Below are 14,702 nucleotides of genomic sequence, written 5' to 3'. Positions count from 1 at the left end.
CCCTATTAGACTAAGTAAAAATGCTTGTTAGACCTAGAGCCACAAGGGGTTCTAGGTTTTTCTGTTTTACACTGACTCTTTATTCTTAGATAAATTATAAAACAATGGGTTAAAATTTGTGAGTATCCCCTCCGCTTTGCTACGTGGATACACACCTATAATTAACAGGGTCGCTCCGGAACTATATTAGGGCACGAGCGTAGCGAGTGACCTGTGTACCTTGACCGTAGCGGAGCGGAGGGCAAGTACACCAATTTAAAAATGACCCTTATGCTTGTACTTCTATATTATTGTTCTTGTCCTTCCTAAGAAGTCCCATTAGTCCTGCTGGAACTAATAATAATGCAGGTAAAACACCGAATAAACTAATTGAGATTAAAATTCCTATTCCACTTACTAACAACATCCAACCACCAATTTTAGCTTTGAACTTAACTACTATAGAACCTACAATAGCTAAAATCGAGAACAGAAAAGCCATACTTCCTAAATTTGAAATCTCTTCTGACCATACCCCTACAAACAAAGCAAAAAATGACCCACCAAACCCAAAAATACCACCAAGCAAACCTAAAACAAACTCTGTAGTTCTTTTCACTTTTACCACCTCGTATGTTAATTTAAAAAGGCACTCCTTATAAAAAGAAGTGCCTAGATGATTATTTAAGATTAATAACCTCGTATTTTCCACCGCTCCAACCAAATCCACTTGAAACCTGTAGTTGTAAGTCAGTAGCGTCAGCAGGTACTTCAAAAGCTACCTTACCTGTCATGTCCATTTTAGGATTAATTTCTTGCATAAAGAAACCTAAATCGCCATTGTTAATGTACATATCCGCTTCTGTGTTTGAACTGAACTCCGTTCCGTCAGCGTCTACTAATCTAAACATCTCACTATCAATAAATCTCGCTTTCTTATCACTGTTCTTGATAGTAAGGTCAACGATTAAAAATTTACCGCTTGTAGTAAGACTGTCCATATACTCTCTTTTAATCTCTGTTAGTTCTTCTACACCGTTCACTGTATATGCTAGGCTTTCAACTGCAACTTCTTCACCCATACCAAACGCTTTCTTTTCTTCTTCCTTAGGTTCTTCCTTGTTTTCTTCTTTAGCAGTATCATTAGAACTTGTTTCAGTGTCAGCAGGTTCTGTACTTGCTTGTTCTGCTGTATCTTCACCGCCACCTGCAATAGCTATAACGATAATAACTGCGATTAACCAAACCCACCACTTTTTATAAAATGGTTTCTTTACCTTTTCAGCCATCATTAATCCCCCTAATTTTTGTAATATTAATGTAATAAAATCCTTGTCCATTATACCACTATTAGGAAAATATAACCACCATTTTTACCAATTACTTTCAAGATATGACACAACATCGGGACTATCAGACAACATACGAGGTTGAATACTTAACTCGACCTAATTCTAGTAACTTCTATCAATTACAAAAACTGAAAAAATTATCGCAACTAATCCCCAACATAGAACGATTGCTACGGTTGAAAGGGGAGATAATATGAATATTCAACGAGTTTTTACAGGGACACAGGATTTTAAATCATTAATCGTTCATCAATTAGAGAAAGAGATTGAAAAGATTGTATCTGCCGCTTACAATGATAGACAAGTAGATATAGTCGCCATCAATAATGGAGGGCGACAAAAATGAAAATAGCAGGATACATTCGAGTTTCAACTAACAGTGAGGGTCAAAAAGAGTCACCTGAAAATCAAAAGCACATGATTTTAGACTACATCACGGAAAATCAAGCTGACCTACAAGACTTCTATACAGATGTTCAAACAGGTACTACTGACAATCGTGAGGGGTTAAAAAGACTCATACAAGACGCTGAGAACAAGGAATTTGATGTAATTGTAGCGAAGGAACTAAGCAGATTAGGTCGTAACGTTGAATTATTGTATCAACTAAAGCGAGTTGCAGAAACAAAAGGAGTTCGCTTAATTACTTTAGATGGGAAAGTTGATACACAAGACTACTCAAAACAAGCAATGTTCGGACTTTATGCTTGGATTTATGAAAGTGAAAGTCAACGAATTAGTGACCGTATAAAGTCTGTTTATCGAATGAAATACAAGAGTGGAAAATTCATGGGGAGTATTGCCCCATATGGTTACATCCTTCATAAGAATAAGTTACTTCTTAGAGATGACTACACTGTAGATATTGTACGTGACATCTTTGACAAGTATTTAGAAGGTTGGGGGCATGACAAAATAGCAAGGTATCTCACAAATAGAGATATTCCGACACCTTCCAAACTAATAGAGAAAGCTAATGCAGGTCTATATTGGCAAGGTTCTACTGTTAAGAAAATATTAAAGAACCCCCACTATGTAGGAGACCTTGTACAGGGCAGGGAAACCACTATGAACGTGACTAATAAGACACGTAAAGTAAACGACCAAAGCGAATGGATAACCATTTCTGACGCTCACGAGCCTATCATTTCAAGAGATATGTTTGAACAAGTACAAAAGTTACTTGTTCAAAAAGCTAAAAGAGGTCGGGGCGGTACTAGAAAGAAAAAGCACCTTTTCACTAATATCGCTTACTGCTCTGAATGTGGTAACGGAATGTGGTATCGTGCCAACCGTAAAGGTTATATTTGTGGTACTTATGCCAAGCATGGTAATAAAGCATGTACTAACCATGCAGTTAAGGAACTAGAACTAACTGAAATAATCCTTGATGACCTCAAAAACATGTCTAATAGTTTAGACCATCCGAACCTAGAAAATAAGATTGAAAAAAAGGTCAAGGCTACCGCAAAAAAGAACGAGTCTAGACTAGAGTCTATTGAAAAACAAGTTCAGAAACAAGTGGAACTAAAGCGGAATGCCTTACAAAAGTTTATTAGCGAGGATATATCTAAACAGGATTATGATGACTTTGTAAGTATGGTACAGGAAAAGCTGCAACAACTAGAATTAGAAAAAATAGAGATAAAAAAGGAGATGGCAGAAAGTCAAGAAACAAGTAAAATCTCTGCCATCATAGAACAACTCAAAGGGTTTTTACAGTTCAACAAGTTAACATCCGAGATGTTACTACGTTTCGTTGATAAAATCGAAGTAACCGAAAACAAAGATGTTAAGATTTACTACAAGTTTGCACAGGTTGAGGGGTTATAATCCCCCTCAATCATTTTTTAAAACTAACTGTGAAATGCACTCCACATGCGTCGTATGCGGAAACATATCCACCGGCTGCACCTCAACCGTTTTATATCCACCTAACTCCAACACCTGCAAATCCCTCGCAAGCGTTCCAGGATTACACGAAACATAAACAACCTTCCCAGGCTTCATATCCAAGATTGTCTTTAATAATGCTTCGTCACAGCCCTTACGTGGAGGGTCGACAACAATTACATCTGCCTGATTACCTTGCTTGTACCACTCAGGAATGACAACCTCCGCTTCACCAACGGCAAACTCTGCATTAGCAATGCCATTCAGCTCTGCATTTCGCTTTGCATCTTCTATTGCTTCTGGAACTATTTCCACCCCAAAAACCTTCTTTGCTTTTTGGGCTAGAAACAACGAAATCGTCCCAATTCCACTGTAAGCATCAATAACTGATTCTTCACCTGTTAATTCTGCGTATTCTAAAGCTTTGTCATATAGCACCTTTGTTTGCTCTGGGTTTACTTGATAAAAAGAGCGTGCAGATATTGCGAACTTTACGTCACCAATTTTATCGTAAATATACTCTTCTCCCCAAAGTACATTTGTTTCATCGCCAAAGATGACATTTGTTTTTTTGTTATTAATATTTTGCACAACAGACTTCACTTGTGGTAGTTGATTTGTTATTTCAGTGATAACCTCACTTTTATGTGGAAAGTCAGCCGTTCTTGTCACAAATACAACCATGATCTCGCTCGTGACTAGCCCATAACGAACCATAATATGACGAAGCCAGCCTTTGTGCTTTTCTTCGTTATAAGCACGAATGCCATATTTTTCACAAATGGTTTTCACCGCTTGAACAACATCATCGTTCTCAGCTTGCTGAATAAGGCATCTTTCCATATCAATGATGTCATGGCTTCTTTTTTGATAGAAGCCAGCGACTAGACCACCCTCACGTTCACCTACTGGAACCTGAGCTTTGTTTCGGTAATTCCAAGGATTCTCCATGCCTAGAGTCGGATGTACGGTTACTTTGTTTAAATCTAGTTTGCCTATTCTAGCAAGGACCTGCTCCACTTGTTTTCGTTTAAAATCAAGCTGTCCTTCATAGCTAAGATGCTGAAGCTGGCAGCCCCCACATTGAGAATAGATTGGGCAAGGCGCATCAATTCGGTTTTTACTTTGTTCATGGAGCTCAATTAGTCGTCCGAACGCGAAGCCTTTGTTTACTTTGATAACTTTTATTTTTGCTCGTTCATCCGGCAGTGCATTTTCAACAAAGATCGGAAAGCCTTCTACCTTTGCGACACCCGCACCTTCATGCGTTAAGTCCTCAAAGACCACATCGTAATATTCATTTTTCATAACAGGTGCTTGAATTTTTGCCATGTTGTTCTTCCTTTTCGTACAAATTATTTCATTCATTTTACCATAACAATTTCAATAAAAAAAACTTGGCTATTATGTTCTGCCAAGTTCCTATTCTTCCATTTGTCTTACTTTTTCAGCTGACATGATAACATCAATATGCTGATACATGTTAACGAATTCACCCGGTAGCATGCCACCGTATTCACCATCTAAATTCAACTGCATTTTATCTTTGTTTACTACCTTCACTCGATTTGCCTTTGTGTAGATAATATGTTCATCGTTTATATGATCGCCTCTTAGCGCTAGGCTTGCAATTCGGATGAACTCCGCTAGATTAGCCTTTTTCAAAATAAGAAGGTCAAACATCCCATCATCTAATTTTGAATCAGGTGCAAGCTTCTCAAAGCCACCAACTGAGTTTGTTAGTGAAACAAGAAATAACATGATTTCACCTTGAAAAAGCTTACCATCATACTCAATTTCTACCTCAGCAGGACGTATGGATGGCAACATTTCCATTCCTTTTAAATAATAAGCTAGCTGTCCTACCATTGTTTTCAGCTTACTCGGCACCTCGTACGTCAGCTCAGTAAGACGACCTCCACCTGCAATATTAATAAAATAGTGGTCATTAACCTTTCCGATATCAATCTTCTTCGGTTCACCTTCTAAGATCACATCTACCGCTGCAATGACATTATTTAATGGAATACCAATAGCCCTTGCAAAGTCATTTGTTGTTCCTACTGGAATAACAGCAAGCTGTGGGCGCTCTTCCAATTCAGCGATCCCATTCACAACCTCGTTGATTGTCCCATCTCCACCTGCTGCGACTATTAAGTCAAAGCCTCGCTCAGATGCTGCCTTTGCCGCTTGTATCGCGTCTCCTTCACCTGTTGTTGCATGACAAGAGGTTTCATAGCCAGCTTGTTCAAATTTTTGTAGCACCTCTGGCAAATGTTTTTTAAACAGCTCTCTCCCTGAGGTAGGGTTATAAATAATTCTTGCTCTTTTCATTCACACATCATCCTATTTTCAAAGAAATGTATCGATATTTATATAATTTATATTCATTATGATTATGTTCTGTTATCATTGTCTCCCATTTCTATGCTAACGAAACATGATAACCCAACTACCATTATCACCATGTTTTATATAAAAAGTAAAGTTTTTCATGCTAAATCATTGTAAAATTGTTACAATATAAAGCAATTAAAGCCGGAAAGAAGGGAAATCTATGGATGGATTAAATGATCAATATATACGTCGAATTCAACTAAAAAGAGAGGAAGTTCCTTCATTTAGAAAGTATCCATTTAACCTTCCTAGTGTGAAATCTCTTGATGAGTTAGAGCTTCATCCTCATGTTACTTTTTTAGTTGGAGAAAATGGAATGGGCAAATCTACTCTATTAGAAGCTATTGCCCTTGCAATTGGGTTTAATGCTGAAGGTGGTTCGCTTAACTTTAACTTTTCAACTTATGATTCTCACTCTGAACTAGATCACTACCTTAAACTAATTAAAGGGACTGTCAAACCTAAAGATAGCTTCTTCCTTCGTGCTGAAAGTTTTTATAACGTGGCTTCAAGTATAGAAGAAATGGATAGAGAAGGTGATGCTCCTCATGTTATTGATTCTTTTGGTGGTGTTTCGCTTCACGAGCAATCACATGGCGAATCTTTTTTTGCTACCTTTATGAATCGATTTCGCGGACAAGGCATTTATTTATTAGATGAACCAGAAGCGGCCCTTTCCCCATTGCGTCAGCTATCAATGATCACAAGAATTGATGAGCTCGTCAAAGATCAATCTCAATTTATTATTGCTACCCATTCACCGTTGATTATGGCCTACCCTTCAGCAAAGATTCTTGAATTAACCGAAGATGGAATCCATGAGACCACACTTGAAAACACAAATCATTATTCAATAATGAAGCAATTTTTTACAAATAAAGAAAGACTTCTTCACCACTTATTTCATGATGATCCCCATTAAAAGAGAGATCTACTTTGTTGCAGATCTCTCTTTTTTCTTATCTTTTTTGAATTTCTTCCATCAACAGCTTGTTTACCATTGGTGGGTTAGCTTGACCTTTAGTTGCTTTCATAATTTGACCAACTAAGAAACCAATCGCTTTTTGTTTACCGTTTTTGAAGTCATCAACAGATTGTGGATTTGCATCGATTGCTTCGTTTACAAATTTACGTAGAGTTTCATCATCAGAAATTTGTACTAAGCCTTTATCTTTTACAATCTGTTCCGGATCTCCACCGTTTTCAATTAGCTCCTTGAAAACCTGCTTCGCAATTTTTGAAGAAATTGTCCCATTTTCAATGAGTTTAATCATACCAGCTAAACCTTCTGGTGTAAGAGCTACATCGTTTAGTTCTTTTCCTTCAGCGTTCAGATAGGCAGAAACTTCACCCATAACCCAGTTTGAAGCTTGTTTTGCTTCAGCACCAACGGCCAATGTTGCTTCAAAGAAATCGGACATTTCTTTTGTCATCGTTAATACTTGCGCATCATATTCAGGTAACCCCAGCTCATCGATATAACGTTTACGACGTGCGTCTGGAAGCTCAGGAATGGAAACACGAATTCTTTCCTTCCACTCATCATCGATGTAAAGCTCAACAAGATCTGGTTCTGGGAAGTAACGGTAATCATCAGAACCTTCTTTTACACGCATTAAGATTGTTTTCTTTGTTGCTTCATCATAACGGCGTGTTTCCTGTTCAATCACACCACCTGAACGAAGAACCTTTTCTTGACGCTTTTCTTCATATTCTAATCCTTTTTGAACAAACGCAAAGGAGTTTAGGTTTTTAAGCTCCGTTTTTGTTCCGAATTCTTCCTGACCAACAGGACGAAGAGAAATGTTTGCATCACAACGAAGTGAGCCTTCCTCCATTTTACAATCAGAAACCTCCGTATACTGGATGATTGCTTTTAGCTTTTCTAAATAAGCATATGCTTCCTCTGGTGTACGGATATCTGGCTCAGATACGATCTCAATAAGTGGTGTTCCTTGACGGTTTAAGTCAACTAAAGAATAGCCATCATTTGAGTGAATCAATTTACCAGCATCTTCTTCCATATGAATACGAGTAATCCCGATACGTTTCGTTTCACCATTTACTTCAATATCAATCCAGCCGTTTTCACCGATCGGTTTATCAAATTGAGAGATTTGATAAGCTTTTGGGTTATCTGGATAAAAGTAATTTTTACGATCAAATTTTGTTTCAGTCGCAACCTCACAGTTTAATGCCATACAAGCCTTCATTGCGAAATCAACTACTTTTTTATTTAAAACAGGTAAAACACCAGGATACCCTAGCTCGACAACTGTTGTATTTGTATTTGGTTCTGCACCAAAGTGGTTAGGCGCACTTGAAAAGATTTTTGAATCTGTTTTTAACTCAACGTGAACTTCAAGTCCTATGACCGTTTCATATTCCATTATTTTCTCACCCCTTACAATTCAGGTTTTGCTTTATGATGATCTGTTGCTTGCTCGAACGCATGTGCAACGCGGTAAACTGTGCTTTCATCAAAATGCTTTCCGATAATTTGTAATCCTAGTGGTAATCCATTTGATAAGCCACATGGAACAGAGATTCCTGGCACACCTGCTAAGTTAACAGGAATAGTTAAAATATCGTTTGCATACATTGTCATCGGTTCTTTAACGTTTTCACCAATTTTAAACGCAGGTGTTGGAGTAGTAGGTCCAATAATTACATCATATTTTTCAAACACATCTTCAAAGTCTTTTTTAATTAATGTACGAACTTTTTGTGCCTTTTTATAATAAGCATCATAGTATCCAGAGCTTAATGCATATGTTCCAAGCATAATACGACGTTTTACTTCATTACCGAAGCCTTCTGCACGGCTTTGCTTGTATAATTCAATTAAGTTCTCTGCGTTATCTGAACGATGGCCATAACGAACACCATCAAAACGAGCTAAGTTGGCAGATGCTTCTGATGAAGATAATAAATAATAAGTTGCCAGTGCATATTTAGAATGTGGTAACGATACCTCTTCCCATGTTGCACCAAGTCCTTCTAATACTTTAAGAGCATCAAGTACAGATTGCTTTACTTCTTCGGTTACACCTTCGCCTAGGTATTCTTTCGGCACAGCGATTTTTAAGCCTTTTACATCACCTGTTAGAGAAGACAGAAAATCTGGTACTTCTACATTTGCTGATGTTGAGTCCATTTCATCAACTCCAGAAATGGCTTGTAAAAGAAATGCGTTGTCTTCAACAGAACGTGTTACAGGTCCAATTTGATCTAGTGATGACGCAAATGCTACCAAACCAAAACGAGACACACGTCCATATGTAGGTTTTAAGCCAACAACTCCACAAAATGCTGCAGGTTGACGAATGGAACCACCTGTATCAGATCCTAATGAGAACGGAACCTCTCCTGCTGCAACCGCCGCCGCAGAACCACCACTTGATCCCCCTGGAACAGTTTCAAGATTCCATGGATTACGTGTTGGCTTTATGCTAGAGTTTTCTGTTGAAGAGCCCATTGCAAACTCGTCCATATTTAATTTTCCAATTGTAACAGCCTCAGCATTTTGAAGATGCTTTACGACTGTTGCATCATAAATAGGATCAAAGTTTTCTAAGATTTTACTTGCACATGTTGTGCGTAGACCTTTCGTAACGATATTATCTTTTACACCGATCGGCATACCAAATAATAACCCGAATTCATTTCGGCTATCTAATGCTTCATCTAATTCTTTCGCATATGTACGTGCTTGATCTTCATTTAACGCAAGAAACGCACCAACTTTATCGTCAACTTCTTGAATTCGTTTATAAGATTCGTCAACTAAATCAGAAACAGTGATTTCTTTTTTATGTAAAAGTTCTTTTAATTCTGATATTTTGTGATCAAAAAGTGCCATGCTTGTCCCTCCCTTATTCTAAGATAGATGGTACACGAATATATCCATCTTCATGATCTGGCGCATTTTTAACAACTTCTTCATTGTCTAAACCTTTTTTCGGAACATCTTCTCTCATCACATTTTTCATGTCTAACACATGAGATGTTGGTTTCACATTTTCTGTATCTACTTCGTTTAACTGCTCAGCAAACGTAATAATGGCATCTAATTGCTTGGCAAAAAGCTCTGCATCATCTTCAGTAATGGCTAAACGAGCTAAATTTGCAACGTGCTTTACTTGATCTGTCGAAATTCTAGACATCTTTCCTCTCACCTCCACAAAATCGTACAATCACAATACTCTGATGATACCAAATGAACATATATTTAATCAACAATTGTAGAGAAAAGCAACCACAGTTGGGGCAAAGTTGTCTCCTCGTATTTTTATTTACCAATTTTCACGATTTATTTGCTGTTTCTTTAAATGTTTTATTTGACGTCTCTTAAGAGTTTATTTGCTGTTTTAGTACTTTTATTAGCCAAATTCCTAAATATAATAGTTTTTCGACAAAATCGCCACGTCACAAACAAACCGCTAGCACCATGCTAGCGGCTCCTCAATTATTCAATCTCAATCTTCTTCGGCTTCTTTTTATCTAGCTGAATCTTCAGCAAGCCATGTTTATAACTAGCCTTCATATTTCGTCTCAATACATAATGAGGCAATGATACACTTTGAACTCCACCGACGTTCCTGTCTTGATGGCTTTGTTCTTTTACTTCAATTACCACATCGTCACCCCGAATTTCTACATTAATATCTTCTTTCGGCACACCAGGTAATTCAGCAAGAATATTGAAGTGTTCAGATGTTTCCTTAACATCAACTGAAAAACCTGCTGTTGATGCTGTTTTACGAAACGCATCATCAATGGAATCTAAAAGTGTACGCTTTGGACGACTTTGAAAAAACTCATTGATCATCCTCATCGGATCATTATTCCTCATGGCACACCCCTCCTCAAATTATCATTACTATATCTTATGAAGCATTGAGGAATTTGCCCCTATTAAACAATAACAAAAAGTAGGAGCCTGACTGAGGCCCCTACTTTTTCATGAAATTTATGCTTTTGCTTGTTCGAACTCTTCTTCAATTTCTTTAGAAGGAGCTCCTGTCGCTAAGCTGACAACTAGGACAGCAATCCATGCTAAGATGAAACCTGGTACGATTTCATAAAGGCTAAATGAAATAGCCCCTGAAGTCGTTAATTGTTTCCATACTACAACTGTAACTGCTCCTACGATCATTCCAGCCAATGCTCCCCAACGATTCATTCGTTTCCAGAAAAGGGAGAGAATGATTACAGGACCAAATGCAGCGCCAAATCCTGCCCAAGCATAACTTACTAAATCTAATACAGAGCTGTCTGGATTTGAAGCTAGTAAAATAGCAATCAATGCAATAGCCGCAACTGAGATACGACCAACCCATACTAGTTCTTTTTCAGAAGCTTCTTTTCTTAAAATAGATTTATAGAAATCCTCTGCTACAGCACTTGATGATACTAATAGCTGTGAATCAATTGTACTCATAATAGCAGCTAAGATCGCAGCTAATAGAATACCAGATACCCAAGGATCAAATAGAACTTGTGTGAACATAATGAATACTTGCTCTCCATCCGCAATTGGAGCATCCGCAAAGTAAGCGATACCAGCGAATCCTGTGAAGATCGCTCCGAATAAAGCAAATACCATCCAAATTGTACCGATCATACGTGCTTTTGGTACATCTTTTTTAGAACGTAATGCCATAAAACGAGTTAAAATATGAGGCTGACCAAAGTATCCTAATCCCCATGCAAGTAAAGAAATAATCGCTAATGCTGACATACCCGAAAATGCATCAAGATAAATTGGATCAATTTCACCAACTGAGCTTACTGTTTCACCCCAGCCACCAAGCTTGTTAACCGCAACAATCGGTACAACAATTAATGCTAAGAACATTAAAATTCCTTGAATAAAATCAGTCCAACTTACCGCTAAGAAACCTCCAAGGAATGTGTAGGAAATGATAACAATTGCACCAATCCAAAGTGATTGTGTATAAGATAGGCCGAATGAAGCTTCAAACAACTTCGCTCCCCCAACCATACCTGAAGAAGTATAGAACGTAAAGAATAACAAAATAACTAATGCCGAGATAACACGTAATAGCTTAGAGCCATCTTTAAAACGATTTTCAAAGAAATCTGGAATTGTAATCGAGTCGTTAGCAACTTCTGTATACGTACGAAGACGTTTTGCAACGAATTGCCAGTTTAAATACGCACCAATTGCTAAACCTACTGCAATCCAAATTTGATTCATACCACCAGATGCATAAACCGCACCAGGTAAACCTAACAGTAACCAACTACTCATATCCGATGCACCGGCACTAAGTGCTGCAACACCAGGTCCAAGTCGTCTACCACCTAAAACATAATCTGAAAGATTACTAGTCATTCTGTATGCAGCGATCCCGATTCCTAACATACCTACTAAATAAATGATAAATGTTACTAAAACACCTGTTTCCACTAATTCCTCACTCCCTTTCTGTAAAGTTTGTAATGATTGATAGTGCCACTAATGCTAACATTGGGACAAATAACCAAAACCACGTTGCTCCAGATAATGCATGTTCCATGAATGCTTCACCTCCTAAATGAGCTATCACCAAATCCTTATGCAGGCTTATGCAATTTCATGATGAATGAATAAAAAGAGTTTAATAGGACAACTACAGGCAAAACTCGTATAATATGTTAACATAGTTTGACAAACCGAACAAATTTTCCGATTGGGACAAAAATGGGAAATGAATAAATATTCATAAAAGCGCATTAAATAGGCAGAATATCCTACTATAGATTATATCTATTCATAAAAATTTATAAAATTAAGTTCGCAAAAGTCGAGGTTTTGCACATGATTTTTGATGAGAATTGTCTATCTCGTTCCTAATTTATTTAGATTTATAGGTGGATTTTTTTCACTTTTTCCTTTTTTATTGAATGGGGTTTTTTTGAATTTCTGGAGGAAACTCTCCATTCATGATAAAATTGGACAAGGATAATTTCCGTCAGGAGTGATATCGTTGAAAAAATTTTTAATTGGCTTTGGTGGGTTATTAATCCTGCTTGGAGCAGGCGGTATAATAAATCATGTATCCATGGCATTTAAAGCTGTAGAGGAAGAAAGAGAGATGTACGGCGGCTCTGTTCAATTTATGCTGTTACAATTGATTGGATCTCTTGGACCATATTTAACTTGTTTAGTAGGCGGTGGATTAATTATTGCCCTCGCTGCGTTTATTATGGAGTACCAAAAGCGTAGTGAGCTTACCTCCGAACTTATTAAAGCTCTTTCAACACAAAGACAAGCCCCTATTGAAGAAACCAGATCGAACAACAAGCAAATAAAGCCACAGTTGAATGAGGAAATAAATGAGGCTGTTGAATATGAACCCTATACTCAACAGGAGAACGGTGAAGAACGCCTTTATTGGAATGGGTAAAAATATAGACAATTAAAAGGGGCGTCCAGAGAAATGGACAGCCCCTTTGTCTTTTATAGCATTTCGGATGTTGTTTTTGCTTGCATATGAAGAAGTAAATAATCTGGTCCACCTGCTTTAGAATCTGTTCCAGACATATTAAATCCACCAAACGGTTGATAACCAACAATAGCACCTGTACAACCACGGTTAAAATAAAGGTTTCCAACATGGAAATCTTCTCTTGCCTTTTCAATATGCTCCCGATTATTTGTTAACACTGCACCTGTTAAACCATAGTCAGTATTGTTAGCAATTTCAAGAGCATGGTCAAAATCCTTAGCCTTACAGAATGCAACAACAGGGCCAAAGATTTCTTCCTTCATAAGGCGTGCATTTTCATCTACGTCGGCAAACACGGTCGGCTCAATGAAGTAGCCTTTTGAATCATCCCCTTTTCCTCCTGCTACTAGACGCCCTTCTTCTTTTCCAATCTCAATATAACTCATAATCTTATCGTAGGCTGCTTGATCAATAACAGGTCCCATATTTACAGAACGATCTTTTGTTTCTCCGACTGAAAGATTTTTAGTAAGTTCAATTACTCTGTCTAACACGGGTTGGTATACATCTTCGAGAATGACAGCACGAGAACAAGCAGAACATTTTTGTCCAGAGAAGCCAAAGGCAGATGCCACAATGGATTGTGCAGCCAATTCTAAATCAGCTGACTGGTCTACAACGATCGTATCTTTACCACCCATTTCTGCAATCACACGCTTGAGCCATTTTTGCCCTTCATGTACTTTGGCCGCTCGTTCATAAATTCTCACACCTACATCTCTAGAGCCTGTAAAGCTAATAAATCTAGTACGAGGGTGATCAACTAAATAGTCACCAACTTCCGAACCACTTCCAGGTACATAATTAACAACACCAGCAGGTAAGCCAGCTTCCTCTAAAACCTCAATAAACTTTGCCGCAACAACAGGAGTTGCACTTGCAGGCTTCAACAATACCGTGTTACCAGACACAAGAGCTGCGGCTGTCATTCCTGCCATAATAGCAAAGGCAAAATTCCATGGAGAAATCACAATACCAACACCAAGTGGTATGTAATTAAATCGGTTGTATTCAATTGGGCGACTTTCTACAGAAATACCATCTTTTAAATCTAGCATTTGCCGTCCGTAATATTCCATGAAATCAATGGCTTCCGCTGTATCAGCATCAGCTTCATTCCAAGGTTTCCCTACTTCTTTTATTAATAATGCGGAAAACTCATGCTTACGTCTGCGAACAATAGCTGCTGCACGGAATAAAATGTCCGCTCTCATTTCAGGCTTTGTTTTACGCCATGTGTTAAATGTTTGATCAGCAATTTGCATCGCTTGCTCCGCATGTTCTTTCGTTGCCTTTGAGACGGTACCTACCACTTCCTGCTTATTTGCCGGATTTACTGAAACAATTTTATCTTTTGTTGAATAGCGCTTTCCACCAATCACTAAATCATAATCATTATTTAAATAAGATTTAACAACATGAAAGCCGTCCTCTAGTGCCTGTTTATTTTCTTCTACAGAAAAATCAGTAAACGGTTCGTGCTTGTAAGGTACTACCATATTCCTTCGCCTCCTAAGAGAAAATAACCTGAAAGTTATCGGACCAAAAAAGAATAGTTAAAAAC

The 14,702-nt window shown here is 37.8% G+C and carries 14 protein-coding genes; 4 read left to right on the top strand and 10 right to left on the bottom strand.

Annotated elements, in window-relative coordinates; all coding sequences use genetic code 11:
* Nucleotides 1–268 precede the first annotated feature (268 nt).
* The gene (locus LPC09_RS01815) at nt 269–598 is read right to left on the bottom strand and encodes a hypothetical protein (protein ID WP_019155240.1); all 330 of its coding nucleotides are present in this window, start codon (nt 596–598) and stop codon (nt 269–271) included.
* A gap of 61 nt (nt 599–659) precedes the next feature.
* Nucleotides 660–1,268 carry a DUF4352 domain-containing protein gene (locus LPC09_RS01810; RefSeq protein WP_231308848.1) on the bottom strand — a complete coding sequence of 203 codons (609 nt, stop codon included), beginning with the start codon at nt 1,266–1,268 and terminating at the stop codon, nt 660–662.
* A gap of 256 nt (nt 1,269–1,524) precedes the next feature.
* On the opposite strand from LPC09_RS01810, the gene LPC09_RS01805 reads away from it, so the two are divergent.
* Nucleotides 1,525–1,677, top strand: a complete 153-nt coding sequence (locus LPC09_RS01805) for a hypothetical protein (protein ID WP_180956570.1) — start codon at nt 1,525–1,527, stop codon at nt 1,675–1,677.
* Nucleotides 1,674–3,164: a recombinase family protein gene (locus tag LPC09_RS01800; RefSeq protein WP_231308847.1), complete on the top strand. Its 1,491-nt coding sequence runs from the start codon at nt 1,674–1,676 to the stop codon at nt 3,162–3,164. Before LPC09_RS01805 ends, LPC09_RS01800 begins: the two co-directional genes overlap by 4 nt.
* A gap of 6 nt (nt 3,165–3,170) precedes the next feature.
* Here LPC09_RS01800 and rlmD read toward each other — a convergent pair whose 3' ends face one another.
* Both rlmD and LPC09_RS01790 read right to left on the bottom strand, forming a co-directional pair.
* Entirely contained in the window at nt 3,171–4,556 is a 1,386-nt protein-coding gene (gene rlmD, locus LPC09_RS01795) for a 23S rRNA (uracil(1939)-C(5))-methyltransferase RlmD (RefSeq protein ID WP_231308846.1), read from the bottom strand.
* Nucleotides 4,557–4,646: 90 nt separating this feature from the next.
* The gene (locus tag LPC09_RS01790) at nt 4,647–5,558 is read right to left on the bottom strand and encodes a diacylglycerol kinase (protein WP_098797688.1); all 912 of its coding nucleotides are present in this window, start codon (nt 5,556–5,558) and stop codon (nt 4,647–4,649) included.
* A gap of 223 nt (nt 5,559–5,781) precedes the next feature.
* Here LPC09_RS01790 and LPC09_RS01785 point away from each other — a divergent pair, with 223 nt between their 5' ends.
* Complete coding sequence (locus LPC09_RS01785) at nt 5,782–6,543, top strand: AAA family ATPase (protein ID WP_098797689.1); 762 nt, start codon at nt 5,782–5,784, stop codon at nt 6,541–6,543.
* A 37-nt stretch (nt 6,544–6,580) separates the two neighbouring features.
* Here the strand turns inward: LPC09_RS01785 and gatB are convergent, their stop codons facing one another.
* The 5 genes from gatB to putP all read right to left on the bottom strand — a co-directional run bounded on the left by gatB (nt 6,581) and on the right by putP (nt 12,057).
* Nucleotides 6,581–8,011, bottom strand: coding sequence for an Asp-tRNA(Asn)/Glu-tRNA(Gln) amidotransferase subunit GatB (gene gatB / locus LPC09_RS01780; RefSeq protein ID WP_098797690.1), 1,431 nt, complete (start codon nt 8,009–8,011; stop codon nt 6,581–6,583).
* Nucleotides 8,012–8,025: 14 nt separating this feature from the next.
* The gene (gatA, locus tag LPC09_RS01775; protein WP_098797691.1) at nt 8,026–9,483 is read right to left on the bottom strand and encodes an Asp-tRNA(Asn)/Glu-tRNA(Gln) amidotransferase subunit GatA; all 1,458 of its coding nucleotides are present in this window, start codon (nt 9,481–9,483) and stop codon (nt 8,026–8,028) included.
* A 13-nt stretch (nt 9,484–9,496) separates the two neighbouring features.
* Nucleotides 9,497–9,787: an Asp-tRNA(Asn)/Glu-tRNA(Gln) amidotransferase subunit GatC gene (gene gatC, locus LPC09_RS01770; RefSeq protein WP_098797692.1), complete on the bottom strand. Its 291-nt coding sequence runs from the start codon at nt 9,785–9,787 to the stop codon at nt 9,497–9,499.
* Between the two features lie 302 nt (nt 9,788–10,089).
* Nucleotides 10,090–10,476 (bottom strand): Hsp20/alpha crystallin family protein, encoded by a 387-nt coding sequence (locus LPC09_RS01765; RefSeq protein ID WP_098797693.1) that lies wholly within the window; start codon nt 10,474–10,476, stop codon nt 10,090–10,092.
* Nucleotides 10,477–10,593: 117 nt separating this feature from the next.
* On the bottom strand, nt 10,594–12,057 hold the full coding sequence (gene putP, locus LPC09_RS01760; protein ID WP_098797694.1) for a sodium/proline symporter PutP: 1,464 nt from the start codon (nt 12,055–12,057) through the stop codon (nt 10,594–10,596).
* 559 nt (nt 12,058–12,616) lie between these two features.
* Here putP and LPC09_RS01755 point away from each other — a divergent pair.
* A complete protein-coding gene (locus LPC09_RS01755) occupies nt 12,617–13,036 on the top strand; it encodes a hypothetical protein (RefSeq protein WP_098797695.1) in 420 nt (139 codons plus the stop codon).
* 53 nt (nt 13,037–13,089) lie between these two features.
* On the opposite strand, the gene pruA is transcribed toward LPC09_RS01755, so the two are convergent.
* On the bottom strand, nt 13,090–14,637 hold the full coding sequence (gene pruA / locus LPC09_RS01750; RefSeq protein ID WP_098797696.1) for an L-glutamate gamma-semialdehyde dehydrogenase: 1,548 nt from the start codon (nt 14,635–14,637) through the stop codon (nt 13,090–13,092).
* Nucleotides 14,638–14,702: the final 65 nt, after the last annotated feature.

It is taken from the genome of Metabacillus sp. B2-18, assembly GCF_021117275.1.
In the GTDB taxonomy this organism is placed as follows: domain Bacteria; phylum Bacillota; class Bacilli; order Bacillales; family Bacillaceae; genus Metabacillus.
This window is presented reverse-complemented; position numbering and strand designations above follow the sequence as displayed.

Coding starts and splice junctions, on each gene's coding strand:
- LPC09_RS01810 (WP_231308848.1), bottom strand. CDS start 1,268: ATGGCTGAAAAGGTAAAGAAACCATTTTATAAAAAGTGGTGGGTTTGG.
- LPC09_RS01805 (WP_180956570.1), top strand. CDS start 1,525: ATGAATATTCAACGAGTTTTTACAGGGACACAGGATTTTAAATCATTA.
- LPC09_RS01800 (WP_231308847.1), top strand. CDS start 1,674: ATGAAAATAGCAGGATACATTCGAGTTTCAACTAACAGTGAGGGTCAA.
- rlmD (WP_231308846.1), bottom strand. CDS start 4,556: ATGGCAAAAATTCAAGCACCTGTTATGAAAAATGAATATTACGATGTG.
- LPC09_RS01790 (WP_098797688.1), bottom strand. CDS start 5,558: ATGAAAAGAGCAAGAATTATTTATAACCCTACCTCAGGGAGAGAGCTG.
- LPC09_RS01785 (WP_098797689.1), top strand. CDS start 5,782: ATGGATGGATTAAATGATCAATATATACGTCGAATTCAACTAAAAAGA.
- gatB (WP_098797690.1), bottom strand. CDS start 8,011: ATGGAATATGAAACGGTCATAGGACTTGAAGTTCACGTTGAGTTAAAA.
- gatA (WP_098797691.1), bottom strand. CDS start 9,483: ATGGCACTTTTTGATCACAAAATATCAGAATTAAAAGAACTTTTACAT.
- gatC (WP_098797692.1), bottom strand. CDS start 9,787: ATGTCTAGAATTTCGACAGATCAAGTAAAGCACGTTGCAAATTTAGCT.
- LPC09_RS01765 (WP_098797693.1), bottom strand. CDS start 10,476: ATGAGGAATAATGATCCGATGAGGATGATCAATGAGTTTTTTCAAAGT.
- pruA (WP_098797696.1), bottom strand. CDS start 14,637: ATGGTAGTACCTTACAAGCACGAACCGTTTACTGATTTTTCTGTAGAA.